Origin of the sequence: Pseudomonas sp. W17, from assembly GCF_040268305.1 — a bacterium.
GTDB lineage: Bacteria > Pseudomonadota > Gammaproteobacteria > Pseudomonadales > Pseudomonadaceae > Aquipseudomonas > Aquipseudomonas protegens.
The window spans coordinates 2,581,180-2,606,007 of the sequence record NZ_CP158490.1; the positions used below are offsets into that span (position 1 = coordinate 2,581,180).

Annotated in this window: 24 protein-coding genes; 9 read left to right on the forward strand and 15 right to left on the reverse strand. The window is 64.5% G+C overall.

Annotated features, from left to right (window positions below):
- From ABCR88_RS12010 to ABCR88_RS12040, 7 genes are all read right to left on the reverse strand, one after another.
- Entirely contained in the window at positions 1–927 is a 927-nt protein-coding gene (locus ABCR88_RS12010) for a DUF1837 domain-containing protein (protein WP_350404612.1), read from the reverse strand.
- Between the two features lie 823 nt (positions 928–1,750).
- The gene (locus ABCR88_RS12015) at positions 1,751–2,551 is read right to left on the reverse strand and encodes an amino acid ABC transporter ATP-binding protein (protein ID WP_350404613.1); all 801 of its coding nucleotides are present in this window, start codon (positions 2,549–2,551) and stop codon (positions 1,751–1,753) included.
- 16 nt (positions 2,552–2,567) lie between these two features.
- Positions 2,568–3,809 (reverse strand): FAD-binding oxidoreductase, encoded by a 1,242-nt coding sequence (locus ABCR88_RS12020; protein ID WP_350404615.1) that lies wholly within the window; start codon positions 3,807–3,809, stop codon positions 2,568–2,570.
- A 46-nt stretch (positions 3,810–3,855) separates the two neighbouring features.
- Entirely contained in the window at positions 3,856–4,566 is a 711-nt protein-coding gene (locus tag ABCR88_RS12025; protein WP_350404616.1) for an ABC transporter permease, read from the reverse strand.
- A complete protein-coding gene (locus tag ABCR88_RS12030; protein WP_350404617.1) occupies positions 4,563–5,282 on the reverse strand; it encodes an ABC transporter permease subunit in 720 nt (239 codons plus the stop codon). The genes ABCR88_RS12025 and ABCR88_RS12030 overlap by 4 nt, the downstream gene beginning before the upstream one ends.
- Positions 5,283–5,368: 86 nt before the next feature.
- Positions 5,369–6,121, reverse strand: a complete 753-nt coding sequence (locus tag ABCR88_RS12035) for a transporter substrate-binding domain-containing protein (RefSeq protein WP_350404618.1) — start codon at positions 6,119–6,121, stop codon at positions 5,369–5,371.
- A 16-nt stretch (positions 6,122–6,137) separates the two neighbouring features.
- Complete coding sequence (locus ABCR88_RS12040; RefSeq protein ID WP_025130066.1) at positions 6,138–7,013, reverse strand: MurR/RpiR family transcriptional regulator; 876 nt, start codon at positions 7,011–7,013, stop codon at positions 6,138–6,140.
- Between the two features lie 129 nt (positions 7,014–7,142).
- On the opposite strand from ABCR88_RS12040, the gene ABCR88_RS12045 reads away from it, so the two are divergent.
- The 4 genes from ABCR88_RS12045 (at position 7,143) to nahK (ending at position 13,576) form a co-directional block, all read left to right on the forward strand.
- Positions 7,143–8,189 (forward strand): Ldh family oxidoreductase, encoded by a 1,047-nt coding sequence (locus ABCR88_RS12045; protein ID WP_350404620.1) that lies wholly within the window; start codon positions 7,143–7,145, stop codon positions 8,187–8,189.
- Positions 8,190–8,385: 196 nt separating this feature from the next.
- Entirely contained in the window at positions 8,386–9,570 is a 1,185-nt protein-coding gene (locus ABCR88_RS12050) for a porin (RefSeq protein WP_212806171.1), read from the forward strand.
- 261 nt (positions 9,571–9,831) lie between these two features.
- Positions 9,832–10,995: a nitric oxide-sensing protein NosP gene (nosP, locus tag ABCR88_RS12055; protein WP_041117204.1), complete on the forward strand. Its 1,164-nt coding sequence runs from the start codon at positions 9,832–9,834 to the stop codon at positions 10,993–10,995.
- On the forward strand, positions 10,925–13,576 hold the full coding sequence (gene nahK / locus ABCR88_RS12060) for a hybrid sensor histidine kinase/response regulator NahK/ErcS' (RefSeq protein WP_350404621.1): 2,652 nt from the start codon (positions 10,925–10,927) through the stop codon (positions 13,574–13,576). Before nosP ends, nahK begins: the two co-directional genes overlap by 71 nt.
- A 98-nt stretch (positions 13,577–13,674) precedes the next feature.
- Here nahK and ABCR88_RS12065 read toward each other — a convergent pair whose 3' ends face one another.
- From ABCR88_RS12065 to ABCR88_RS12090, 6 genes are all read right to left on the reverse strand, one after another.
- Positions 13,675–14,340, reverse strand: coding sequence for a response regulator transcription factor (locus ABCR88_RS12065; RefSeq protein WP_011060504.1), 666 nt, complete (start codon positions 14,338–14,340; stop codon positions 13,675–13,677).
- Between the two features lie 54 nt (positions 14,341–14,394).
- Positions 14,395–14,937, reverse strand: coding sequence for a PQQ-dependent catabolism-associated CXXCW motif protein (locus ABCR88_RS12070; RefSeq protein ID WP_041117207.1), 543 nt, complete (start codon positions 14,935–14,937; stop codon positions 14,395–14,397).
- Between the two features lie 229 nt (positions 14,938–15,166).
- On the reverse strand, positions 15,167–15,958 hold the full coding sequence (locus ABCR88_RS12075; RefSeq protein ID WP_350023889.1) for an ABC transporter permease: 792 nt from the start codon (positions 15,956–15,958) through the stop codon (positions 15,167–15,169).
- Positions 15,955–16,713 (reverse strand): ABC transporter ATP-binding protein, encoded by a 759-nt coding sequence (locus ABCR88_RS12080; RefSeq protein ID WP_350404623.1) that lies wholly within the window; start codon positions 16,711–16,713, stop codon positions 15,955–15,957. Before ABCR88_RS12080 ends, ABCR88_RS12075 begins: the two co-directional genes overlap by 4 nt.
- Positions 16,710–17,684, reverse strand: a complete 975-nt coding sequence (locus ABCR88_RS12085) for a YVTN family beta-propeller repeat protein (RefSeq protein ID WP_350404625.1) — start codon at positions 17,682–17,684, stop codon at positions 16,710–16,712. The genes ABCR88_RS12080 and ABCR88_RS12085 overlap by 4 nt, the downstream gene beginning before the upstream one ends.
- Before the next feature lie 30 nt (positions 17,685–17,714).
- Positions 17,715–18,899, reverse strand: a complete 1,185-nt coding sequence (locus tag ABCR88_RS12090; protein WP_350404626.1) for an ABC transporter substrate-binding protein — start codon at positions 18,897–18,899, stop codon at positions 17,715–17,717.
- A 191-nt stretch (positions 18,900–19,090) separates the two neighbouring features.
- On the opposite strand from ABCR88_RS12090, the gene ABCR88_RS12095 reads away from it, so the two are divergent.
- Genes ABCR88_RS12095 through ABCR88_RS12115 form a run of 5 tightly spaced genes read left to right on the forward strand, consistent with a single transcriptional unit; the run spans position 19,091 to position 21,731 of the window.
- A complete protein-coding gene (locus ABCR88_RS12095) occupies positions 19,091–19,213 on the forward strand; it encodes a hypothetical protein (protein ID WP_259699551.1) in 123 nt (40 codons plus the stop codon).
- A gap of 2 nt (positions 19,214–19,215) precedes the next feature.
- Positions 19,216–20,487 carry a sensor histidine kinase gene (locus ABCR88_RS12100; RefSeq protein WP_065363539.1) on the forward strand — a complete coding sequence of 424 codons (1,272 nt, stop codon included), beginning with the start codon at positions 19,216–19,218 and terminating at the stop codon, positions 20,485–20,487.
- Positions 20,487–21,125 carry a response regulator transcription factor gene (locus tag ABCR88_RS12105; RefSeq protein WP_041117219.1) on the forward strand — a complete coding sequence of 213 codons (639 nt, stop codon included), beginning with the start codon at positions 20,487–20,489 and terminating at the stop codon, positions 21,123–21,125. Before ABCR88_RS12100 ends, ABCR88_RS12105 begins: the two co-directional genes overlap by 1 nt.
- Positions 21,126–21,168: 43 nt before the next feature.
- Positions 21,169–21,405, forward strand: a complete 237-nt coding sequence (locus ABCR88_RS12110; protein WP_210713208.1) for a type II toxin-antitoxin system ParD family antitoxin — start codon at positions 21,169–21,171, stop codon at positions 21,403–21,405.
- Positions 21,402–21,731 (forward strand): type II toxin-antitoxin system RelE/ParE family toxin, encoded by a 330-nt coding sequence (locus ABCR88_RS12115; protein WP_041117222.1) that lies wholly within the window; start codon positions 21,402–21,404, stop codon positions 21,729–21,731. The genes ABCR88_RS12110 and ABCR88_RS12115 overlap by 4 nt, the downstream gene beginning before the upstream one ends.
- A 244-nt stretch (positions 21,732–21,975) precedes the next feature.
- Here ABCR88_RS12115 and ABCR88_RS12120 read toward each other — a convergent pair whose 3' ends face one another.
- Together ABCR88_RS12120 and exaA are read right to left on the reverse strand one after the other, a co-directional pair.
- Positions 21,976–22,635: a pentapeptide repeat-containing protein gene (locus ABCR88_RS12120; protein WP_350404628.1), complete on the reverse strand. Its 660-nt coding sequence runs from the start codon at positions 22,633–22,635 to the stop codon at positions 21,976–21,978.
- A 78-nt stretch (positions 22,636–22,713) separates the two neighbouring features.
- Positions 22,714–24,609 (reverse strand): quinoprotein ethanol dehydrogenase, encoded by a 1,896-nt coding sequence (gene exaA / locus ABCR88_RS12125; protein WP_350404629.1) that lies wholly within the window; start codon positions 24,607–24,609, stop codon positions 22,714–22,716.
- Between the last annotated feature and the right edge of the window lie 219 nt (positions 24,610–24,828).

Genomic DNA, 24,828 nt, shown 5'->3' on the forward strand with positions numbered 1-24,828 from the left:
TCAATCTAAGGCTTCGTTGAATTCGTTTCTGAAATTTTGCACTGAAGGGAAAGGAATAAAAAAAACCTCTAGGCAAAGATGCTTTCTTGAGAAATTTTCTAGCTTCCTATCTAGTTGTGTTGCAATTATTGGGGTCTCGAGAATTAGTCTTTCTTTAAACTCCTGAGCGAGTTCTCTACTGCTTTTGTTGTTCTTGTTGTCATAAGCGTCCCAGTTGTACCCAATTAGACAGGCATGATTTATTCGAGCCCCAGGTCCAGGTTCACCCAGTTTTATATGTTCGGTGACAGCTTTTTGAACCTCTGGCTCAGCATATTTGAAATGCTTGGTTATCATTGTAAATTCGTGCTTATAGATTTCATCTAAATGAAAGCTTTCGATGCTTTTCAATGCAGATATAATCGCGTCATCTATCTTTTGGTATAACTTTGATTCGCCAAAATAAAAGTCTACGATTTCATCCTCTTCATTCCATCTTGCATGGATGCCGTCGGACCCATTTGCCTCAAGCTTTCTGTTGGTTTTTAGCTCCATTTTAGAGACTATTTGTGGGGCCTGTATTATTGACTCCATTAGAAAGAATAACAGTGCTTCTCCGGCTTCACCTGTTTTGTCTGGACTATCATCTGTGATGTCCGGGTGACGAAACAGTTTGCGTGCTTCCTTTATTAATTGTGCAGACTCTTTTGCAGTGATGGCTGAAGGCCTGTTTTTAGCGGCAATGCAATAGTGAATGATGTATTGATATAAAAGCTCCGCGAGAGCTTTGGACATTGGTCGACCGTTGCCATCAAATTTTAAATGATGAAATCTAAGTTTTGCATTTAAGCCTTTAATGGTCTGTGTATGCTCAACGGAGTCTAGGCAGTGCTTGTAGTCTTCAATGTCAACGGCGATAAATTTATTTATATCTTTTAGATTGACCATTCCTTGTCTCTCATTTGGTGCTTCTGTCGTCGAGCTATTTTTTGTAATGACGGATTAGTTTACTAGGTATCTTAGCGGACATATCGAATCATCGTTTATGAATGATGTCATGGTGGCATCATTCTTTGCTTCAAGTAAATCCCCATTTTTTCAGTGACGGAGCAATCCTTTTGCTTTCGGTATTGCGGTGGCGAGCTTACTTTTGGCGTTCGCGGATGCCCGGGCTAATGGATGGGATAAAGGTTGGTGTCGATTGTGCTTTGAATCGGATAGATAGGCATTCTTGAGATTGCTGCGCTCGCTTTGTCGTCGTTCGCAGCCTTCGGCAGCGTCTACAGGTGAGGGGGCTTTGTTTTTAGGGTGGTCGGGAGGCCACTGTCTTGCTTTGGCCTTTGATCTGCCTGCCCCTTTAGACACGATGGCCGAACGCAGGCATTGAGCCGTGGGTAACCCGGCAGGACGCCGGGTTAGCCGCCCCAGGCCATGGATGGCCTGTGGCGGCGGCCCACGGATCAATGCCGGAGTGAGGGCATGCCGAGCCTAGGCGAGGCACCGAGTGGAGGGGCAGGAGCCCTTTGGTTACTTTGGGGCTTTTCCAAAGTGAGTCGCTGTAAGAGCGAAACCATAAGTGGCCGTGACCGCAGCAACGGATATGTACACCTATAAAGATCGCAACCTCAGGTTTTACGACCGCTGCGCGGCCGAGCGGGAGCAAGTTCCCTCGCCACAGTAAGCTCGCTGAGGTCCTGGCTTACTGTGGAACTCCAACCAGACTCATTGCAGGGCGCCGCCACATCCGCAACAACGAATCTGCCCTCCAATCTCAATGCACAATCTGCGCAAGAAACGCCTTAGCCCTCTCACTCTTCGGCGCTCCAAAAAACGCCTCCGGCGGTGCATCCTCCACAATCCGCCCCCCATCCAAAAACAACACCCGCTCCGCCACCTGCCGCGCAAACCCCATCTCATGGGTCACGCACAACATGGTCATCCCACTCCCGGCGAGTTTCACCATCACATCCAACACCTCACTCACCATCTCCGGGTCCAGCGCCGAGGTCGGTTCATCAAACAACATAATCTTCGGCTCCATGCACAACGCCCGGGCAATCGCCACGCGCTGTTGCTGCCCACCTGAAAGCTGGCTCGGGTATTTATCCGCCTGATTCTCAATCCCCACCTTGGCCAGAAACCCTCGCGCCAACTCTTCAGCCTTTTTCCGCGATAACCCGCGCACGGTCATCGGTGCCAGGGTGCAGTTGTCCAGCACGCTCATGTGCGGGAACAGGTTGAAGTGCTGGAACACCATGCCCACCTGGCTGCGCACCTGGGCGGCTTCGCGGGTGTTTTGCGAGAGGTCGGTGCGGTCCACCAGGATGCGGCCTTTTTCGGCGATTTCCAGGCGGTTGATGCAACGGATCAGGGTCGATTTGCCCGAGCCGGAAGGCCCGCAAAGGACGATGCGTTCGCCCTGGCGCACTTTGAGGTCGATGTCGTGCAGTACATGGAAAGCACCGTAGAACTTGTTCACCCCGGCAATATCGATCACCACTTCACGCGGGTCGGCAGTGGGCTGGGCGGGCGCTTGGAGGGCGGCGGGAAGCGGGGCGGTCTGGGTCTGCATGGCGGTTCTCCGTCGGTCAGTTGAAGCGCTCGGCGCGGTAGGGGGTGGGGTCGGTGAAGGGCGTTTCGCCGGTGACCATTTGCGCAAGCAGGTGGCCGCTCACCGGGCCCAGAGTCAGGCCGTGGTGGGCGTGGCCGAAGTTGAACCACAGGCCGGGGTGGCGCGGGGCGGGGCCGATCACCGGGCACATGTCCGGCAGGCACGGGCGGCGGCCCAGCCAGGGTTCGGCGTCGAGGCGTTCGCCCAGGGGGTAGAAGTTTCGGGCCAGGGCTTCGCAGCGGCGCAGTTGGATTTCGTTGATCGGGTCTTCACAGTCGGCGAATTCGATGCCGGTGGTCAGGCGGATGCCGCCCACCATCGGTGCCAGGACGTAGCCACCCACCGGGTCGAGGATCGGGTGCTGCAGGCGGGTGCCGGGCACGGCGGCGTAGTGCATGTGGTAGCCGCGCTTGATCGCCAGGGGAATGCGGTAGCCCAGGGGCTCGAAGATGCCGCTGGCTTGCGGGCCCAGGGCCACCACCACTTCCTGGGCGGTGATCGGGCCGAGTTCGCTCTGCACCTGCCAGCCGCCTTCGATCTGGGTCAGGGTCAGGGCATCACCTATGACGAATTGGCCGCCGCGCTGCTTGAACAGTTCGGCGTAGCCGCGGGTCAGGCCGCCGGGGTCGCTCACGGTCTTGGGGTCGAGCCAGTGCAGGCCGCCCACTATGTCGGGGTGCAGGCCGGGTTCCAGGGCCAGCAGTTCGGCGCGGTCCAGTACCCGGTAGTTGAGTTCGTAGTCGCGCAGGTCGGCGGCGGCGCGCTGGGCGAAGTCGAAGGCCTGCTGGTCGTTGAAGGCTTCGAGCCAGCCGCCGTCGGCGATCAGTTCCAGCATGTTGGCCGGGCGGGCCAGGGCCAGGTGTTCGGTGACGCAGCGTTCGATCAGCGGCAGCATGGCGCGGGTGGCGGCGGCCAGGCCCTTGGGCGAGGAGTGGCGCCAGTATTGCAGCAGCCAGGGGCCGGCCTTGGGCAGGTGGCGCAGGCTGTAGCGCACGTCCGATTGCTGGTTGAGGCCGTAGCGCACCAGCTTGGTCACTTCCCGGGGGAAGGCGTAGGGAATCACGCTGGCGCGTTCGATCAGCCCGGCGTTGCCGTGGCTGGTGCCGTTGCCCGGGGGCTGGCGGTCCAGTAGCACTACTTGGCGGCCGCGGGCCTGCAGGTGCAGGGCGCTGCTGACGCCGACGATTCCGGCGCCCAGAACGAGGGTTTGGCAATGCATGTTTCAGTCCTTATGACAGGGGCCGCGCGGCGGCCCGCTAAAGGGTTCAGTTCAGGTGCCGGCCCAGGCGGCCTTCCAGGTATTTGAGGCTGCGCCGTACCACTTCGACGATGATCAGGTAGAGCACCGCGGCCCACAGGTAGATCTGGAAATCGAAGCTGCGGGAGAAGGCCAGTTTGGTCACCCCCATCAGGTCGTAGATGGTCACCAGGGAGGCGATGGCGCTGGCCTTGATCATCAAAATCAGCTCGTTGCCCAGAGGCCCGATGGCGATCAGCAGCGACTGCGGCAGTATCACTTTGCGAAACGCGGTCCAGCGCGACAGGCTCAGGGCCTTGCAGGCTTCGCGCTGGCCCTGGGCTACCGCCAGCAGGCTGCCGCGCAGGATCTCCGCCTGGTAGGCGGCGGTGTTCAGGGTGAAGGCCAGCAGGGTGCAGAACCAGGCATCGCGGAAGAACCACCACAGGCCCACGTCCTGCCAGAAGCCTTTGAACGAGCCCAGGCCGTAATACAGCATGAACAGCTGGGCCAGCAGCGGCGAGCCGCGGAAGAAGTACACGTAGGCCCCGGTGAAGCGCCGCAGGAAACGATTGCTGGACAGCCGCCCGAGGGCGATCAGCAGGCCGAGCACGGCGCCCAGGCTGAAGGAAATCGCCACCAGCTTGGCGGTCACCAGCAGGCCGTCGATAAAGCGCGGGCCGTAGCGTTCCAGCAGTTCCTGGTTGAGGAACAGGTTCAGCAGGTCATCCAGGTTCATGGCTGCAGGCTCCGGTGCGCACGGTTGAAGCGCCGTTCGAGAAAGCTGAACAGGTGCCCCGACAGCGCCGAGAAGAACAGGTAGCCAAAGCAGGCCACGCTGTAGAACAGCATGGGTTCCTTGGTCACGCTGACCGCGAGGTTGGTCTGGCGCATCAGGTCCACCAGGGAAATGGTCGACACCAGGGAGGTGTCCTTGAGCAGCGACAGCCAGTTGTTGGAAAGCCCCGGCAGGGCGATGCGGGTCAGTTGTGGCAGCAGCACCCGGCTGAAGGTGGTGCGCCGCGACAGGCTCAGGGCGCTGGCGGCTTCGTACTGGCCCTTGGGCAGGGTCTTGAACGCGGCCAGCCAGATCTCGCTGGAGAAGGCGGCGAACACCAGGCTGAAGGCGATCATCGCGGCGACGAAGGTGTTGATCGCCACTTCACCCGGGTAGCCCAGGGCACCGAGGATTTTTTGCGCGGCAATCTGGCAGCCGTAGTAGATGATCAACAGCGTCAACAGCTCTGGCAGGCCGCGAAACACCGTGGAAAAGGTCGTGGCCCAGGCCCGCGCCCAGCGGTTTTTCGAGCGTGCGGCCAGGGCTACCAGCAAGCCCAGGGGCAGGCCGATGGGCACGCAGGCCAGGGCCAGGGCGATGGTCACCAGGGCCCCGGCAAGCAGGGCCGAGCCCCAGCCGCCGCTGGCAAAGGACAGGAGTGACAGCTGTTCGAACATGCGCGAACCCTCTGGAAAAATGAACCGTGCAGGGCGCCGCCGCGCTCAAGGGAACGCGGGGCTTAGGCAGCGGCAAAGGCGGGCGGTCAGTAGATGTCGAAGGCGAAGTAGCGGCTGGAGATCTGCTTGTAGGTGCCGTCGGCGACGATCGCGTCCAGGGCCTTGTTCAGGCGCTCGCGCAGGGCGTTGTCTTCCTTGCGCACGGCGATCGAGGCGTCGGCGGTGGTGCCGTTGACGTCACCGATGATCTTGCAGCAGTCCTTGCCGGCGCTTTCGGCCCAGGCCAGCAGCGGGAACTTGTCGGCAATCACCCCGTCCACGCGCCCGGCCGCCAGGTCGCTGTTGGCTTCGTCGAGGGTCGGGTAGAACTTCACGTCGGCGCCGGCCGGGCCGTAGTGGTCCTCGGCGTAGATGGCCTGGGTCGAGGAGGCCTGGGCGCCCACGGTGCGGCCCTTGAAGTTGGTCTGGGCATCGCTGATGTCCGAGTCCTTGGCCACCGCCACCGACAGCGGGGTGCGGTAGTAGTGGTTGCTGAAGGCGATCTTTTTCTTGCGCTCGTCGGTGGCGATCATCGAGGCCACCACGGCGTCGTATTTCTTCGCCAGCAGCGCCGGGATGATGCCTTCCCAGTCCTGGGCGACGATCTGGCATTCGACCTGCATCTGCTTGCACAGGGCGTTGGCGATGTCCACGTCGAAGCCGTGCAGTTGGTTGTTGGAGTCCACGTAGTTGAAGGGCGGGTAGGCGCCTTCGGTGGCGATCTTCAGGGTTTCAGCCTGGGCTGTGGAAGCGCCGATGACCAGGGCGCAGGCGCCGGCGAAGCGAAGGACGTTGTTCATGGAGCACCTCGGTTATTTATTGTTTTGCGCGGGTGGACGATGTGTAGCCAACAAATTCGTTATGCAGGGCGGCGGTGGCTTCCAGGCGTTTTTCCACCTCGGGGCCCAGGTGCTTGCACACCTCGTTGATCAAGAGGTGAACCAGCGACAGCATGGCCGCGGTGGATTCCCAAAACAGGTTGAACTCGGTGGGCACGCGGAACACCTCGTCGGCGTTCTGCTCGGCCCAGTCGCAGAAGGTGTCGGTCACCAGGGTCACTGGAATCCCCGCCTCGCGGGCCTTGTGGCACAGGGTCAGGGCGTGGCGCGAATAGCGCCGGGCCTCGAACACCACCAGGGCGCAGTCTTCGGCGGGGCTCAGCAGCACGTCGGCGAAATGCCCGGCGGAGCCGTCCACCAGGTGCACGCCGTCGCGCAGGTATTGCAGCAGGTGGACCATGGAGGCGGCGATGCCGCGCTCGGTCTGGAACCCCGCCACGTACACCCGGCGCCGGCTGGCCAGGCGCTGGACCACGGTCTGCCAGGCCGGGGTCAGGCTGTATTCGTAGACCTTGACCAGCGCCGCCACTTCCAGCTCGAAGCTGCGGGGCAGGCCCTGGGCCGCCGGGTTGGGCTGCTGGCGAAATTCCTGCAGGCGGTCGCCCACCAGCCACGGGCCTTCGCCGAGGTCGTTCTTCAGGTCGTTTTTCAAATCCTTGAAATGGCTGTAGCCGATGGCGCGGCAGAACCGGCCGACGCTGGACTCGCTGACGCCGAGTTTTTCAGCGATGTCGGCGGCGGTCTGGAAGGGCAGCTCATAGAGGTTGGCCAGCATGTAGCTGGCAATCGCCCGGCCCGACGCGGTGGCGCTGGACAGGCTGCTTTCAAGGCGTTGTTTGATGGATTGGCTCATGGGTTTTCATTGTTATTGGCCGTTGACAATGGAAAATGAATGTTTTCTGTCATTAAGTCAATATTTGACAGTTAACTGGCGTGACGCGATAGTCAGGCACCTTCCAATAACAATTCCAATGGAGCTGCAATGACCGACGCGACCCACGCGACTCTGGCGCAGGCTGATGTCGAGTACCTCGACCTGCCTGCCTTGACCGACTTGCTGCAACGGATTTTTCTTCGCCACGGCACCTCTGCCGAGGTGGCCCGGGTGCTGGCCGACAACTGCGCCCGGGCCCAGCGCGATGGTTCCCACAGCCACGGGGTGTTTCGCATTCCCGGCTACCTGTCGTCCCTGGCCAGCGGCTGGGTGAATGGGCAGGCGCTGCCGCAAGTGGAAGATGTGGCCCCCGGCGTGGTGGCGGTGGATGCTGCAGGCGGTTTTGCCCAGCCGGCCCTGGCGGCGGCCCGCGAGCTGCTGCTGAGCAAGGCCCGCAGCGCCGGGATCGCGGTGTTGGCGATTCGCAATTCCCATCACTTCGCGGCGCTGTGGCCGGATGTCGAGCCCTTCGCCGAAGAAGGCCTGGTGGCCCTGAGCCTGGTCAACAGCATGACCTGCGTGGTGCCCCACGGCGCCCAGCGTCCGCTGTTCGGCACCAACCCGATTGCCTTCGCCGCCCCCCGCGAGGGTGCCGAACCCATCGTCTTCGACCTGGCCACCAGCGCCATCGCCCACGGCGATGTGCAGATCGCCAAGCGCCAGGGCCAGCAGCTGCCGCCGGGCATGGGGGTGGATCGCGATGGCCAGCCCACTTGCGACCCGGCAGCGATTCTCGACGGCGGCGCCTTGCTGCCCTTTGGCGGGCACAAGGGCTCGGCGCTGTCGATGATGGTGGAGCTGCTGGCGGCGGCGCTCACTGGTGGCAACTTCTCCTTCGAATTCGACTGGTCACAACACCCGGGGGCGCAGACGCCCTGGACCGGGCAACTGCTGATCGTCATCGACCCCAGCCACCTGGGCGGCGGGCGTTTTGCCCAGCGCAGCGGCGAGCTGGTGCGGCAGATGCAGGCCGTGGGCCTGGAGCGCATGCCCGGCGACCGGCGCTACCGCACCCGGGCCAAATCGCTGGAGCACGGCATTCCCCTGGCCGTTGCCGAACTGGCGCGACTGCGCGCTTTGGCGGCCGAGGCTTAATGCCTTATCCCTTGGCACCGGGGTCGATAAACCCTTGGTGCTACTCCCGGTAGCGGGCCGGTCGTGGATCGGATTTGCCGCTCCCTGCCAGCCCCTCCAAAGCACCGTGAACTTGCCCCCAAGGCAGCCTATGGGCGGCCTTGGCGCGTTTCGATAATCGCCTCCGACATTTCGTCCCCCGTTTGCGGAGCGCGCCATGCATAACAATAAGAACTGCCAGTACCCTCTGATTCCGGCCCTGCTTGTCGGCCTGTCGACCCTTGGCCTGGGCTCTGTCGCCGAAGCCGAGATCATGCTGTACGACAAGGACCAGACCACCTTTTCCACCGACGGCTACATCAACGCCTTCTACGTCAACAGCAAGGTCGACCGCGCCGGCGACCAGTACGACCGCCGTCAGGCGCGGGTGAAGATGGGCTTTCTGCCCAACTACCTGGGTTTCAACATGGGCAAGCAGGTGGACGACCTCAAGCTCGGCGCCCGGGCCTCGTTCTGGGTGACCATCAACGACAGCGAGACCAACGGCACCGACACCGCCATCGACGTGCGCCAGTTCTACGGCACCGTGGCCAACCCGGAGTGGGGCGAGGTGCTGATCGGCAAGGACTTCGGCCTGTTCGCCCGTTCCAACATCCTGCTCGATGAAATGCTCGCCGGGTACGGCCAGGTCAGCGACAGCCTGGGGCTGGTGGACGGCGGCGGGGTGTCGTTCGGCAACATCGGCAGCGGTTACCCCTATCCCTTTCCTTCGTCGCAGATCACTTACCGCAGCCCGGTGATGGACGGCCTGCGGGTGGCGGTGGGCATCCTCGACCCGGTGGACACCAACGACAGCAGCGCCCTGGGCAAGGCCTACCAGAAGAACCCGCGCACCGAGAGCGAGGTCACCTACCAGTTCGACCTGGGCGGGGCCAAGTTCTACAGCTGGCTCAACGGCAGCTACCAGACCTCCGACAACACCGACCCCAACGTGCAATCGGTGACTTCCAAGGGCCTGGGCTACGGCCTGCAGGCCAAGATGGGCGGGTTGTCCCTGACCGGTTCCGGGTTCCAGGCCAAGGGCATCAACCCGTTCTTCACCAACAACGCCGGCGAAGCCACGCTGCGCAACGTGGACAGCAAGGGCTACCTGCTGCAGGGCTCGTACAAGCTGGGCAAGAACCGCCTGGCGCTGTCCTACGGCAAGACGAAGGACGACGGCAACGGCGTGGTCGGCAGCGGCGCCGACTACCAGACCCGGGGCGTGGCGCTGTTCCACGACATCAACGACAACCTCAAGCTGGTGGCCGAGTACAACCAGTTCGAGATCGACGGCCACCACACCAGTGCCCAGAACGAAAACACCGACACCTTCGCCGTGGGTGCCGTACTGACCTGGTAACCCCCGCGCCGGCCCTGGCGTGCGCATCGCGCCCGGGCCGGCGCTCCGCATTCCCATTTCTCCCATATTTGCGCCTTCCCTTGTAGGAGCCGGCTTGCCGGCGAAGAGGCCCTCAAGCCTTGTACCAGCCCGGATGACGCCTTTCGCTCGCAAGCCAGCACCTACGCCCATGGAACCGGCTACCCGCTACCCAAGTAGCATTCGTGCCCCGGGGCCGGCTTCGTACACTCATTGCTCAGACAACCGGCGCCGGAGGCGACGATGCAGCAAGCCCAGAGCGAGGGCGTGGTCAGCGCCATGTCCCAGGCCGTCGATCCGCAGCAGGTGGCCCAGGACCTGGCCAGCCAGTTGCTGCATCCGCACCTGGGCTTCGTGCTGTTCTTCTGTTCCGCCGAATACCCCCTGCAAACCCTGGGCCCGGCCTTGCAGCAGAGCTTTGGCGGCATCCCCCTGGTGGGCTGCACCAGCGCCGGGGAAATCACCCCGCAGGGCTACGGGCGCAATTGCGTGACCGCCATCGGCTTCGATCACCGGCACTTTTCCATCGCCGCCGAACTGATCGACCAGATGGAGCACTTCAGCCTGATCGACGCCCAGCAGATGGTCGAACGCCTGGTGGGCCGCTGCCGCAGCAACACCCTGGCGCCGATCAAGGGCAACAGCTTCGCCCTGACCCTGCTGGACGGCCTGTCGAGCCGCGAAGAGATGGTGCTGGCCGCCCTCAGCGCGGCCCTGGGAGACATTCCGCATTTCGGCGGTTCGGCCGGCGACGACAACTACTTGACCCATACCCACGTCTACTTCGGTGGCGAATTTCACAGCGGCGCGGCGGTGGTGGTGCTGGTCAACACCTGGCTGGATTTCGAGGTGTTCACCACCCACCACATCCTGCCCCGGGAAGAAAAATTGGTGGTCACCGGCGCCGACAGCGCCTTGCGCCGGGTCTATGAATTGAACGCCGAGCCCGCCGCCGAAGAGTATGCGCGGTTGATCGGTGTGCCGCTTGCGCAGCTCGACCACCGGGTGTTTGCCGCCAACCCGCTGGCGGTGCGGATCAACCAGCACTACTACGTGCGCGCCGTGCAGCAGGTGCACCCGGACCTGAGCCTGAGTTTCTACTGCGCGGTGGAGAACGGCATCGTCCTCACCGCCATGACCCCCGGCCCTTTGCTGCCCAACCTGCAACAGCTGTTCGACGGCTTGCAGCAGCGCCTCGGCGGGTTGCTGCTGACCATTGGCTGCGACTGTTTTTTGCGCCGCCTGGAGCTGGAGGGGCAGGGCAGCCTGGAGCAGATCGGGGCCTTTTTGCGGGAACAGCGGGTGATGGGTTTCAACACCTACGGAGAACAGTTCAATGGCATGCACATCAACCAGACCTTCACTGGGGTCGCCATTGCCCGCAGTCGAACTCCGGCCCGCCGCTGAGCTGCAAGCGCAGCTCGACTGCCTGCAGCGCGAGAACCGCAAGCTGCGGCGGATCAACAGCGCGCTGATCGAACGGGTCGAATCCGGCATCACCCGCGGCAATGACCCCTATGCGGCGTTCCAGCATTCGGTGGTGCTGGCCGAGCAGGTGCGCGAACGCACCGACGCGCTGAACCAGGCCATGGCCGAGCTCAAGGCCGGCAACCATTTGCTCAGCGAGGCGCGGCTGCGGGCCGAGACGGCGCACCAGCACCTGATCGACGCCATCGAGAGCATTTCCGACGCCTTCGTGCTGTTCGACCAGGAGCAGCGCATCGTCCTGTTCAACAGCCGCTTCCGCGCCTTCTGGAGCCACAGCCGGGTGCGGATCATGGCCGGCATGCGCCTCTCGGAGGTGCGCAGGTTGCTGACCAGCACCGGGTTGTTCAGCGAAGAACCGCGCAGTGGCGGTGACGAGCAGTTGCTGTATCGCCTGCATAACGGCCGCTGGCTACAGGTCAGCGAGCGGCCGACCCGGGAAGGCGGGCGGGTGATCCTGTTCACCGACATCACCGAGGTCAAGCACAGCGAAACCCTGCGCCGGGAACAGGCGGTGGCGCAGAAGTCCCACCTGCTGCAACGGGCGGTGGACAACCTGTCCCAGGGCGTGGCCATGGTCAGCGCCGAGGGCACCCTGGAACTGTGGAACCGGCGCTTCCTGGAACTCAGCGGGTTGGCCCCGGTGGCCGCGCATCGCTTGTTTGCCGAGGTCATCGGCGACAGCGAACTGCGCCTGCTGAGCCCCGACAGCCGCGACGCCAACGGCCGGCCGATCCACGAATGCGAACAGCGCCTGAGCGATGGCCGGGTGCTGGAGATCCGCACCCATCCGTTGCCCACCGGCGGTTTCGTCAACACCTTCACCGACATCACCGAGCGCTACCAGCACGCCGAGGCCCTGAGCGAAAGCGAACGCTGGATCCGCCTGATCACCGACCATGTGCCGGCGCTGATCGCCTACCTCAATGCCGACCTGGTGTACGAGTTCACCAACAAGGTCTATGAGGAGTGGTACTGCTGGCCCCGGGGCGTGATGCTCGGCCAGAGCCTGCGCGAGGTGCACAGCGAGCAGCACTACCAGCGCCTGGAAAGCTATGTGGAGCGGGCCCTGGCCGGGGAGAGCGTGACCTTCGAATTCGCCGAGACCAACATCAACAATCAGGAGCGCTACATGCTGCGTTCCTACGTGCCCAACCGCCTGGCCAATGGCGAGGTGGTGGGGATCTTCGTGCTGATCCGCGACATCACCGAGCGCCGGCGCACCGCCGAGGCGCTGCATCAGGCCTACCAGAACCTGGAGCTGCGGGTGCGCGAACGCACCGCCGAGCTGACCACCCTCAACCAGCAACTGCTGCGCGAGATCGAAGAGCGCAGCCGGGTCGAATCACGCTTGCGCGAGGCCAAGGCCGAGGCCGAACGGGCCAACCTGTCGAAGACCAAGTTCCTCGCCGCGGTCAGCCATGACCTGCTGCAACCCCTGAACGCCGCGCGGCTGTTCACCAGCGCCTTGCTGGAGCGTCGCGATCCCCAGGCCAGCAGCGCCCTGGTGCGCAATGTCAGCAACTCCCTGGAAGACGTGGAAAACCTGCTGGGTACCCTGGTGGACATTTCCAAGCTCGATGCCGGGGTGATCAAGGCCGATATCGCGCCCTTTGCCTTGAGCGAACTGCTGGAAAACCTCGCCGCCGAGTACGCCCAGGTGGCCCGCAGCGAAGGCCTGGAACTGCACTTCGTGGCCTGCTCGGCGCTGGTGCGCAGCGACATCCAGCTGCTGGCGCGGATTCTGCGCAACCTGTTGAGCAACGCCATCCGCTACACCCGCCAGGGCCGGGTGGTGCTGGGCTGTCGGCGCCAGGGGCGCTGGCTGTCGATCGAAGTCTGGGACAGCGGCATGGGTATCGCCGCCGAACGCCTGGAGGAAATCTTCCAGGAGTTCAAGCGTGGCGAAGAACAGCGCCCGGACCAGGATCGCGGCCTGGGCCTGGGGCTGGCCATCGTCGAGAAGATTGCCGGGATTCTCGGGCACCGCATTGGCGTGCGCTCCTGGCCGGGGCGTGGTTCGGTGTTCAGCGTGCAGGTGCCGATCAGCGCCAGCGCGCCCTTGCCAGCGCCGCGCCCGGAGCTGGGCGATGCCCTGCTGGAGCGTTTGCAGGGGGCGCGGATCTGGGTGCTGGATAACGACGCGGCGATCTGCGCCGGCATGCGCACCTTGCTTGAAGGCTGGGGCTGCGAGGTGATCACCGCCTTGTCCGAAGAAGACCTGGCGCGCCAGGTGGACGACTACCGCGCCGAGGCCGACCTGCTGATTGCCGACTACCACCTGGACCAGCAACAGAACGGCATCGATGCGGTAGCGCGAATCAACGCCCGTCGCGCCCTGGCGATCCCGGCGATGATGATCACCGCCAACTACAGCAACGAGCTCAAACAGCAACTGCGCGAACTGGGCCACACCCTGATGCACAAACCGGTGCGCCCGATGAAACTCAAGACCGCCATCAGCCACCTGCTGAGCCCGGCCACCCCTACGCCCCATCACTGACTGCCAACCGTAGGCGCTGGCTTGCCAGCGAAGGGGCCCGCAAGACCGCCTTCGCTGGCAAGCCGGCTCCTACAGGGTCGGTGCACGATCAGCGCAATTCAACGGCGCAGGTAGGCGCCGAAATCGATGTCACCGGCACTGAGGATCGCTTGCACCCGGTTGTGCACGTTGAGCTTGCGCAAAATCGCCGAGACGTGGGCCTTCACCGTGGTTTCGGCAATGTCCAGGGTGTAGGCGATCTGCTTGTTGGATTCGCCCTTGGTCATGCGTTCCAGCACCAGGAGCTGTTTGCGGGTCAGGGCCTGCAGCAGTTCCGGGGGGAAGCTCGGGGTCTCGCTGCTGCGCCGCCCCGGCTGGCTTTTCTGGGTGCGGATGATGTCCGGCGGCAGGTACACGTTGCCGTTGAGGATCTGTTCGATGGCCTCCGTCATCTGCGAGCGCGCCGAGGACTTGGTGATGAAGCCGACGGCGCCGTAGGTGATGGCCTGGAGCACGATCTGCTTGTCCTGCTCGGCGGAAACGATCACCACCGGAATGGTCGGCGCTTCGTTGCGCAGGGTGATCAGGCCGTTGAGGCCGTGCATGCCGGGCATGTTCAGGTCCAGCAGGATCAGGTCGAGGTCGTCGTGTTCCTGGGTCAGGGCCAGGGCGCTGTCCAGGTCGGCGGTTTCCATCACCTCGCTGCCGGGAAATCCGTCGCTGATGACGTTGTGGATGGCTTCGCGAAACAGTGGGTGATCGTCGGCTATCAGAATTTTATACATGGCCTTTCACCTCGTTATTGTGGTTATGGGGGCGGCAACGCCGTGCTACGACGCTCAGGGAAAGGGTAGCGGCCGGGCCGCCTCCACGGGCAGGCCGGCGGCCTCCCAGGCATCCAGGCCGTCGCGGTACCAGTAGATGTTCTTATAGCCCAGGGCTGCCGCGCGTTTTACCGCGTTCCAGCTCAGCCAGCAATCGGCACGGCAATAGAACACCAGGGCGCGCTGCGGGTCGGCGTGGCTCAGCCGTTGCAGGTTGCCGGCGAAATAGGCCTGCCACTCGGGGCTCAGTTCGCCGTCGCCGGTGTTGGCCAGCCAGTGGCTGCCGGGGAGGTTGGCGTGGGGCTCGCTGTCGATGAAGCGGCCCTGCAGCCATTGCCGGCGGTAGACGTCGATCAGCAGGGGCGCCGGTTGCGCCTTGAGCAGCTCTTGCAGGCCCGGGGTGTCGATGATCCGGCCCTGGTCGATCTGCAGCGGGGTCGGGCTGCGGTATAGGCTGGTGCGATAGCCATCGGCGGAAAACAGCGGGGCAGTGGCATGGGCGGCGCCCAGCGCCAGGCTCAGGGTTAGCGCGGCCAGGGTCTCTAAGGCACGGGGCATAAGGCTTTTATCCTTTTTGTTATAGGCCCATTACATGCCAGGGCAGGGCCTTTTGTGAATGCGACCATCGACAGCAAAAGCAGTACCAAAGTCGTAGATTGCCCATCGGCAGCGCTGTGTAGGAGCCGGCTTGCCGGCGAAAGGGGCCTGGGGTCTGGCGTTGGGATTGCGGGCCTCTTCGCTGGCAAGCCAGCTCCTACGGGGGGGAGGTGGGTGTGAGGGGTGTGGCTCAGGTGCTTTTGCGCAGGGCGGCGTGCTGCGGGTTGAAGGTCAGCACCGCCAGCAGGGAGAACACCAGGGTCAGCCCCAGGCACACCGCCAGGGCCAGGAGGTTGAAGCGTTCATACAACGCAAAGCGCACCAGCTCCACGGCGTGGGTGAAGGGGTTGAGGACGCACAGCCAGTACAGCCAGGGGCTGGCTTCGAGCATCTTCCACAGCGGGTACAGCGCCGAGGACAGGAAGAGCAGCGGGAAGATCACGAAGTTCATCACCCCGGCAAAGTTCTCCAGCTGGCGGATGGCGTTGGACAGCAGCAGCCCCAGGGCGCTGAGCATCAGGGCCACCAGCAGCAGGGCCGGCAGAGCGGCCAGCAGGCCCATGGCTGGCGGCTGCACGCCATACAGCCAGGCCACGGCGAGGAAGGCGTAGACCTGCAGCAGCGAGATCAGCGAGGTGGCCAGCAGCTTGCTGGCCAGCAGGAAGGCCCGGGGCAGGGGGCTGGTGAGCAGCACGCGCATGCTGCCCATTTCCCGGTCGTAGACCATCGACAGCGAGCCCTGCATGCCGTTGAACAGCAGGATCATGCAGGCCAGCCCCGGGACGATGTAGACCTCGTAGGGAATGTAGGTGCTGTAGGGCTCGATGATGGCGATGCCCAGGGCGGCGCGAAAGCCGGCGGCGAACACCAGCAGCCACAGCAGGGGCCGCACCAGGGCGCTGAGAAAGCGCGTGCGCTGCAGCACGAAGCGCAGCCATTCGCGCAGCACGATGCCGCGCAGGCACTGCCAGTAGGCGTTCATGCGAGCGGTTCTCCGATCGGCGCCGGGCGTGGCTGGGGGGGCTGGGTCAGGCGGGCGAAGGCCGTGCCCAGGTCGCCGCCCTGTTGCTGGCTGATGGCGCTGGCCACGCCACTGGCCACCAGGCGCCCCTGATGCAGGATCAGCAACTGGTCGTCGGCCTGCACCTCATCCAGCAGGTGGGTGGTCCAGAGCACGCTCAGGCGTTGTTCCTGGCACAGCTGGCGAATGTGCCGGTTGAGCGCCAGGCGGCTGGCGGGGTCGAGGCCGGCGCTGGCTTCATCGAGCAGCAGCAGGCGCGGTTCATGCAGCAGGGCGCGGGCGATCTCCACCCGTCGGCGGTGGCCGCCATTGAGGGCGCGCACGCTATCCCGGCGCCGTTCGCTCAAGCCCTGGCGCGCCAGTTCGGCGTCGATCCGCGCCTGCCCCTGGCGCCGCGACAAACCGTGCAGCGCGGCGTGGTAGTGCAGGTTCTGCTCCACGCTCAGGTCCAGGTCCAGGGTGCTTTGCTGGAACACCACGCCGAGCTGGCGCAGGGCGGCGCGGGCGGCGTTGCGCAGCGAGCAGCCGCCGACGCGGATGTCGCCCTGCTGCAGGTCGTAGAGCCTTGTGAGCAGGGCGATCAGGGTCGACTTGCCGGCGCCGTTGGGGCCCAAGAGCGCGGCAAAGCGCCCGGGAGCCAGGCTCAGGCTGACCTGATCGAGGGCCTGGCGCGGGCCATAGGCGAAGCTCAGTTGGCTGACCTCCAAAGCGTTCATGGGGTCACCACCACGCCCCAGGGATAGCGCCCGACCTTCACCGACTTGAGCACCTTGAGGCTGTTGACGTCGATCACCGAAACATCGCCGCTGACCCCGTTGGTGGCCAGCAACTGGCTCTGGTCCGGGGTGAATGCCAGCTGCCAGACCCGCCGCCCCACCAGCAGGTAGTCGAGGATCTCGTAGGTCTTGGCGTCGATCACCGCCACGTGGTTGGCCGGGCCCAGGGCGACGAAGGCGTACTTGCCGTCGGCGCTGAGCTTGATGCCCACCGGCTGCACCTTGTCCGGGTGCACGCCCTTGATCTTGAAGTTCAGGGTCTTGAGCACCTGGCGCGTGGCCACGTCGAGGATGGTCACGGTGCCGCCGATTTCCGCCGAGGCCCAAAGCCTTGAGCCGTCCTGGTTGAACTCGACGAAGCGCGGGCGCTGGTCCACCAGGGTGCTGTCGGCCAGGGTCTGGGTGCTGGTGTCGATCCAGTGCAGCATGTTGGTGGTTTCACTGGTGTTCACCGCCCACTTGCCGTCGGGGCTCACCGCCATGCCTTCGGGCTCGACCCCGACGTTGATCTGGCCGAGGACCTTGGCGGTCTCGGTGTCGATCACCGTGACCAGCGCATCGTCCTCGTTGGACACGTACAGCCAGCGGTTGTTGGGGTGCAGGGCGAACTGCTCGGGGTCCTTGCCGGACGGCAGTTCCTTGATGATCTTGCGGGTGGCCACGTCCATCACCTGGACCCGGTCCGAGTCGCTGGCGCAGATGTACAGCAGCTTATTGTCATGGGACAGCAGCAGCCCGCGCGGGCGCTGGCCCACCGGCAGGGTCTCGGTGACTTCCAGGGTCTGCAGGTCGATCAGGCTCAGGCTGTTGTCCTTTTCGTTGGAGACCCAGGCCGTGGCGGCCATGGCGTGCCCGGTGGCGAGCAGCAGGGCCGCGCAGAGGGCGGAGCGGCAGAGAAGGGGGCGGCGCATGGCGGATTCCTTGTTGTTGTGGTGATCGGATCAAGGGTAGCGGCAGGTCACTTCGGGGCGGTCGTAGCCCAGGCTGTCCATTTCGTTGAAGGGGTGCAGGAAGCCGTCCTGGGGCGAGGTGCTGACCAGGGCCCGGGGCTGCACCAGGGGAATCGGCTGGCGCAGTTCGCCGTTCCACGGCCGGTAGCTGAGCTTGCGGCCCTTGAAACCGTCCAGGGGCAACTGCTCGCTGAGCAGCAGCGCTTGCAGGGCCCGAGGGTCGGTCTGGCGCAGTTTGCTCACCGCGCTGGCGACGCTGCGCACGGCCATCCAGGCGGCGAAGTCGCGGTCGTTCATCCAGCGCCCGGCCTGGGCTTCGAAGCGCTTTTGCAGCTGCGCGGCGCCGAAGGTTTCCACGCTCTTGTGCCAGCCGGTGGGGGTCAGGCCCTGGGTGCCGGCCACCGGGCGCGGGTACCAGGTCTGGTAGGGCAGGTATTCGCCGAAGTCGCCGCGCTCGTCGGCCACCAGCACCACGTCGTATTCGGCGGTCTGGGTGAACAGCGGCATGTCGGCCTGGGCGCTGCGGCGCTGGTCGTTGTCGAAGCTCCAGGCTTTCTCGGCGACCAGCTTCACGCCGAAGCGCTGGGTGGCCCGGCGCAAGGCGTCGGCGTAGGCCCGGTCGTCCTCGGTCTGGCCAACGATCAGCAAGGCCCGCTGCCATTTGCGCAGCACCATGAACTGCACCAGGGCGTCGGCCAGCATCGCCCGGCCGGGCAGGCTGTGCAGCACGTTGCCCAGGCACTGGCTGCTGCGCAGGGCATCGTCGGGGCTGCCGGCGTTGAACAAGAGGCTGTCGGGCAGGGCGGCGGACAACTCGCGCAGGCTGGCCGCCGGGGCATTTACCACAAACAGCCGCAGGCCCTGGTCATGCTGGGCCTTGGCGGCTTGCAGCAGTGCCCCGGGGCTGTCGACGCTGGCGCTGTCGAGCTGGAACTGCTGCTTGAGAAAGCGCCCGGTGCTGTTGCTGTCGACAATCGCCAGCTGCGCGCCCTGCAGCCCGGCGTCGGCAGGCTCGGGAATGATGTTGGACAGCAGCGGGCCGGGGTCGGGGCGATAGCCCAGGTAGCCGATGCGCACCTGTAACGGTTCCTCGCCGGCCTGGCTCGCGGCCAGGGGCAACAGGACCGAGGCCAGGGCCAGCAGGCAGGTCGGGATAAGCGGGGCAGGCTGGTGCATAAGGCACTCCACGGCAGGTGGCGCCAGCATAGGAACAGCGTCGGGGCGGGGAAATATGCAGAAAGTAGCGCTGGGGCAGTACCAAGGTAGTAGCCCGGCGCGGGTGCGGCGGTCTTAGCATGGTCCCAGCGGCCCCGACCCTGGCCTGAACCCGCCCCGAGCCCTGAGCCCGAACCTTGAGAGAGATGCTCATGCGCATCATCAAAGTGCTGCTCCTGCCCTTGCTGCTGATCCTCAGCCTGATCGGCGTCGACCGTCTGCACGGCCCGCGCCCGGTGCTGCCCCAAGCGCTGCCGTTGGTGCCGGGGCGCTAGGCATGTCGGCACTGTGGCGGATCAACCTGTGGGTCACGGCATTCTTTGCCGTGGTGACCCTGGCCTGCGCCGCCTTGCTGCTGCACCAGGCGGTGGCCGATGTCGAGCGTGAGTTGCAGTCCGCCGAGGCGGTGGTGGAATACCTCAGCGACAGCGCCGCGCGCAACCCGGCGGGCCTGCAACCGCACCTGACCCAGAGCCTGCGCCATGTACGGGTGCACTGGCTGGCGGCGGACGAGGCGGCCCGCATGCCGGAAGAGGCCGGGCTGGACGCCTGGCTCGGCCGCCAGCTGTTCAGCGAGCGCCGCCACAGCGCCCGCGAGCTGGACCTGGGCGACGGCCGCCGAGTGCTGATCGCCGTGGACGCGCGCGATGAGATCGACGAAGTCTGGGATTCCCTGCAACAGCTGTTGAGCCTGTGCGGCCTGGCCCTGTTCCTGAGCCTGCTGACCATCCGCTGGGCGGTGCGCCGTGGCATGGGCCTGCTGGATGACCTGCTGCGGGCCTTGCAGCAGGTGTCCGGCGGGCAACTGGCGGTGCGCCTGCGCGAAGCCGGCCTGCCGGAAGCGCGGCAACTGGCCGGGCACTTCAACCGCATGACCGCGACCCTGGAACAGACCCGCGCCGACAACGCGCAACTGACCCAGGCCTTGCTGGCGGTGCAGGAGCGCGAGCGCACCTACCTGGCGCAGACCCTGCACGACGACCTCGGGCAATACCTGGCGGGCATCCGCGCCCAGGTCTGCCTGCTGCGCATGGTCAGCAACCAGCCCACGGTGGTGGAGCACACGGCCCAGGCCCTGGAGCTCAACTGCGAGCGCTTGCAGCAAGGCTTTCGCGCCCTGGTGCAGGACCTGTACCCGGTGGTGCTGCAGCACCTGCCGCTGGCCGAAGCCTTCGGTTTGCTGGTGAGCCAATGGCAGGACAGCCAGGGCATCGACTGCCAATTGCGGGTCGGCGCCGACCTGCCAGCGTTGCCCAGCGCCAGCAAGACCCACCTCTACCGCCTGCTGCAAGAAGCGCTGACCAATGTCGCCCGGCACGCCGACGCCAGCCAGGTACGGGTGCGCCTGCAACGCAGCGCCCGGGGCCTGCGCCTGCTGGTGCGCGACAACGGTTGCGGCGCGCGCCAGCCCCAGCGCCCCGGCGTCGGCCTGCACTCGATGGCCGAACGCGCCCGCAGCCTGGGGGGCGAACTGCACATCCTCAGCCGTCCCGGCGCCGGTTGGGCGCTGGCCTTGAACATGCCCCTGAACATGCCCATGGAGGCCTGATGAACATCTTGTTGGTGGATGACCACGCCGTGGTTCGCCAGGGTTATGCCAGCCTACTGCGGGCAGTGCTGCCGGCGATGCAGGTGCGCGAAGCGGCCAGCGGCGAAGAAGCCCTGGCCCGAGTGGCCGAAGACGTGCCGCAGCTGGTGATCATGGATTTCGGCCTGCCGGGCATCAGCGGCCTGGAGACCACCCGCCGCCTGCGCCAGCGCCTGCCGCAACTGCGGGTGCTGTTCTTCAGCATGCACGACGAACTGCCCCTGGTGCGCCAGGCCCTGGAGGCCGGCGCCTCGGGCTACCTGACCAAGAACTCCGCGCCCCAGGTGCTGATCGAAGCGGTGCACCGAGTGCTGGCCGGGCACGCCTACATCGAACAGCCCCTGGCCACGCAACTGGCCTGCACCCCGGCACAGAACGCCAGTGACCCACGCTTGCAGAGCATGACCCAGCGCGAGCTGGAGATCTTCGTGATGCTGGCCAGGGGCACCCCGGCGCGGGTGATTGCCGAGCAGCTGTGCATCAGCGCCAAGACCGTGTCCAACCACCTGACCTTGCTCAAGAGCAAGCTACAGGTCAGCTCCCATGCCGAGCTGGTGCATCTGGGGATTGATATGGGGGTGGTGCGGGTGGCGGGATGAGGGGTGTATAGTTTGGCAAATTTTGTCAAAGGCGGACAAAGCCATGAGCACCATGAACATTTCCCTGCCGGACGCTCTCAAGTCCTTTGTCGATGATCAAGTCAGCCAGCGCGGCTACAGCACCAGCAGTGAATATGTGCGTGAGCTGATTCGCAAGGATCAGGATCGGCAACATCTGCGTGGCCTGTTGTTGGCCGGTGCTCAATCGGCGCCGGGCACTGCTGTGCAGGGTGACTATTTCGAATCCCTACGTGCCAGGGTTCGCAAGGCGCGAGGATGAAAGCCAAGCCGGTCATTCCACGCGCCCTTGCCAGCCAGGATGTGGAAGGCGCTATCAACTATTACCTTGACCAACAGGCCGAGCAGGCTGCGCTCGGTTTTATCGATGCGTTGGAAAAGGCCTATCTTCATATCGGCCGCCATCCGGCCTCGGGTATGTCTCGCTACGCCCACGAGCTGGATCTACCGGGGGTGCTTTGCTGGCCGCTGAAGCGCTATCCCTATCTGGTGTTCTACGTTGAACGCGATGACCACATCGATGTATGGCGGGTTTTGCATGGTATGCGGGACTTTCCTGAGTGGTTGGCTGAAGGTGTTTTCCGGTAGTGGTGGGGGATGTTGGGGGCTTTTTGTGGTGAGGGCATGCCGAGCCTAAGCGAGGCACCGAGTGGAGGGGCAAGAGCCTTTGGTTACTTTGGGTTGGGCCGGCATTCCGGCTTTCCAAAGTGACTCGCTGTAAGAGCGAAACCCTAAGTGGCCGCACCCGCAGCACCGGATATGTACCCAACCCCGCTGTAAAAGCGAAACCGTAAACAGCCGCACCCGCAGCACCGAACATACCCCCAACCCCCTACTTATCCCACGTCCCCGGACACCCCCGGCACCCCTCCATATTGGCATCCTGAAAATTCCCATAATGCTGCCGCGCCCCGCGCAAATCGGCCCGCTCCAGATTGCTCTCGCCAAACTTCGCCTCCTGCAGATTGGCATCACTCAGATCGGCCCCTTGCAGATCCGCCTTGCTCAACCAGGTCATCTCCAGGTCCGCCGCCCGCAGTTTGGCCTGGTGCAGCTTGGCCCCGGACAGGCGGGCAAATTGCAGGTAGGCCGCGCTGAGGTCGGCTTTTTCGAATTGCGCGCCCTGGGCAAACAGGCCCCAGCCCTGGATCGCCATCAGCTTGGCGTCGCTGAAGTCCGCCAGCCGCAGGTTGCTCTGTTGCAGGCTGGCGCGGGTCAGGTTGGCACCCTGCAGGCGGGCTTTTTCCAGGTTGGCCAGGTCCAGCTGGGCATGGCGCAGGTCGGCGCCGGAGAGGTCGGCGCCGGCCAGGTTCATCTTGCGTAGGTCCTGGTTGGCCAGGTTGGCGCCACGCAGGTTGGCGCCGGGGCATTGGCTGGATTCGGCGATCAGGCAGCCGTTGATCGTCAGCGGGACGTCGTTGCCGTCGTCGTCGACATTCATTGCCAAGGCGGGGGAGAGGCTCAGCAGCAGGGCCAGTGGCAGGTAGTTCATGGTGTGGTTCTCCAGGCTGGAGTGAAGGCGGGTGTGGCGAGGAAGCGGGCTCCCTCGCCACAGACAAGGCGGGGATGATCAGCGCTGGGCGGTCTTGTTATCCCAGCTCGGGATCTTGAACACCCAGAACGATCCGCCTTGGGCCACCGGCTTGGTCAGTTCGGCCATGTCGCCGCCCCACAGCGGCACCGCGCCGCCGTAGCCCACGGTCACACCGATGTACTGCTCGCCATCCTGTTCCCAGGTGATGGGCGGCGAGACGATGCCGCTGCCGGTCTGGAATTTCCACAGCTCCTTGCCGGTCTTGGCGTCGAAGGCCTTGAAGAAGCCGTCGCCGGTGCCGGTGAACACCAGGTTGCCCTTGGTCGCCAGGACCCCGGCCCACAGCGGCAGCTGCTCCTTGTGTTCCCACACCAGCTTGCCGGTGGTGGGGTCCATGGCGCGCAGGGTGCCGACGTGGTCGTCGTACATGCGCTTGATGCGAAAACCCATGCCTAAGTAGGCCGAGCCTTTCTTGTAGTTCACTTCCTCGGTCCAGTACTCCTCCTTCCACTGGTTGCCGGGGATGTAGAACAGCCCGGTGTCCTGGCTGTAGGCCATGGGGTTCCAGTTCTTGCCACCCAGGAACGGCGGCGAGACTTCCACCGGCTTGCCCTTGGTTTCACCCGGCAGCGGCTTGGCCGGACGCTGGCCTTCGTTTTCCACCGGGCGGCCGGTCTTGAGGTCGATGTGGCTGGCCCAGGTGATGTTGTCGACGAAGGGGAAGGCGTTCTGCAGTTTGCCGTTGTTGCGGTCCACCACGTAGAAGAAGCCGTTGCGGTCGGCGTGGCCGGTGGCCTTGACCACCTTGCCGTCCTTGCCCTTGTAGTCGAACAGCACCAGTTCGTTGTTGCCGGAGAAGTCCCAGGCGTCGTTCGGCGTGTGCTGGTAGAACCATTTCACTTCGCCGGTGCTCGGGTCGACGCCGACCTGGCCCGAGGTGTACAGGCTGTCGTAGTCGTGGGGGTTGCCGTCCTTGGCGGTGCGCGCCCAGGTGTTCCACGGCCCGGGGTTGCCGGCGCCGACGATGATGGTGTTGGTTTCGGCATCGAAGCTGGCGCTCTGCCAAGGGGCGCCGCCGCCGTGGCTCCAGGCTTCGACCTTGCCGGTTTCGGTGGTCTTGTCGTCGGGCCAGGACGGCGCCTTGACGTCGCCGGTGGGGGTGCTGTCCTTGCCGTTCAGGCGGCCCATGTGGCCTTCGACGAAGGGCCGCATCCACACCTCTTCGCCGGTCTCCGGGTCGCGGGCGAACAGCTGGCCGACCACGCCGAATTCATCGCCCGAGCTGCCATGGATCAGCAGCACCTTGCCGCTGGTCTTGTCCTTGATCAGCACCGGGGCGCCGGTCATGGTGTAGCCCGCGCTGTGGTCGCCGAACTTCTTGTTCCACACCACCTTGCCGGTGTTCTTGTCCAGGGCGATGACCCGGGCGTCGAGGGTGCCGAAGTAGATCTTGTCGCCGTAGATCGCCGCGCCGCGGTTGACCACGTCGCAGCACGGGCGAATGTTGTCTGGCAGGCGGTGGTTGTAAGTCCACAGGCGCTTGCCGGTCTTGGCGTCCAGGGCAAATACCCGTGAGTAGGAGCCGGTGACGTAGACCACGCCGTCGCGGACGATGGCCTGGGATTCCTGGCCGCGTTGCTTCTCGTCGCCGAAGGAGTAGGACCAGGCCGGGGTCAGCTTGAACACGTTCTTGTCGTTGACCTGGGCCAGCGGGCTCCAGCGCTGGGCGTTGGTGCCCATGCCGTACTGCAGTACGTCCTTGGTGGTCAGGTGGTCGTTGGCGATGTCTTCCCAGGTCACGTTCTTGCCGGCAGGTGCCGCCGGGGCGGTGGCCGCTGTGGCCGCCGCGCCCAGGGACAGGCTGCCGGCCAGCAGCAGGGCCCGGACGGCGAGGCTCAGGGGGGAGAGGGCGGGGAGCGATCTTATTGTCATGGTTGCAGTTCCCAGTGGAGGTTTTGGCCTGACTAGGGTCTGCCCCGGGACGGGTGTTGAGATACGGAAAAAGTCCCGCCCTTGCCGGGAATAGTTCCCGGGCGGCACCTGATTTAGGCCCGCGCCACAAGCCCTACTACCAAGGGAGTAGGGCGCGGCCACCAAAGCAGCATACGGCCGCCCGCCGGCTGTTCCTAAGATGGCGCCATGGCCTCTGTA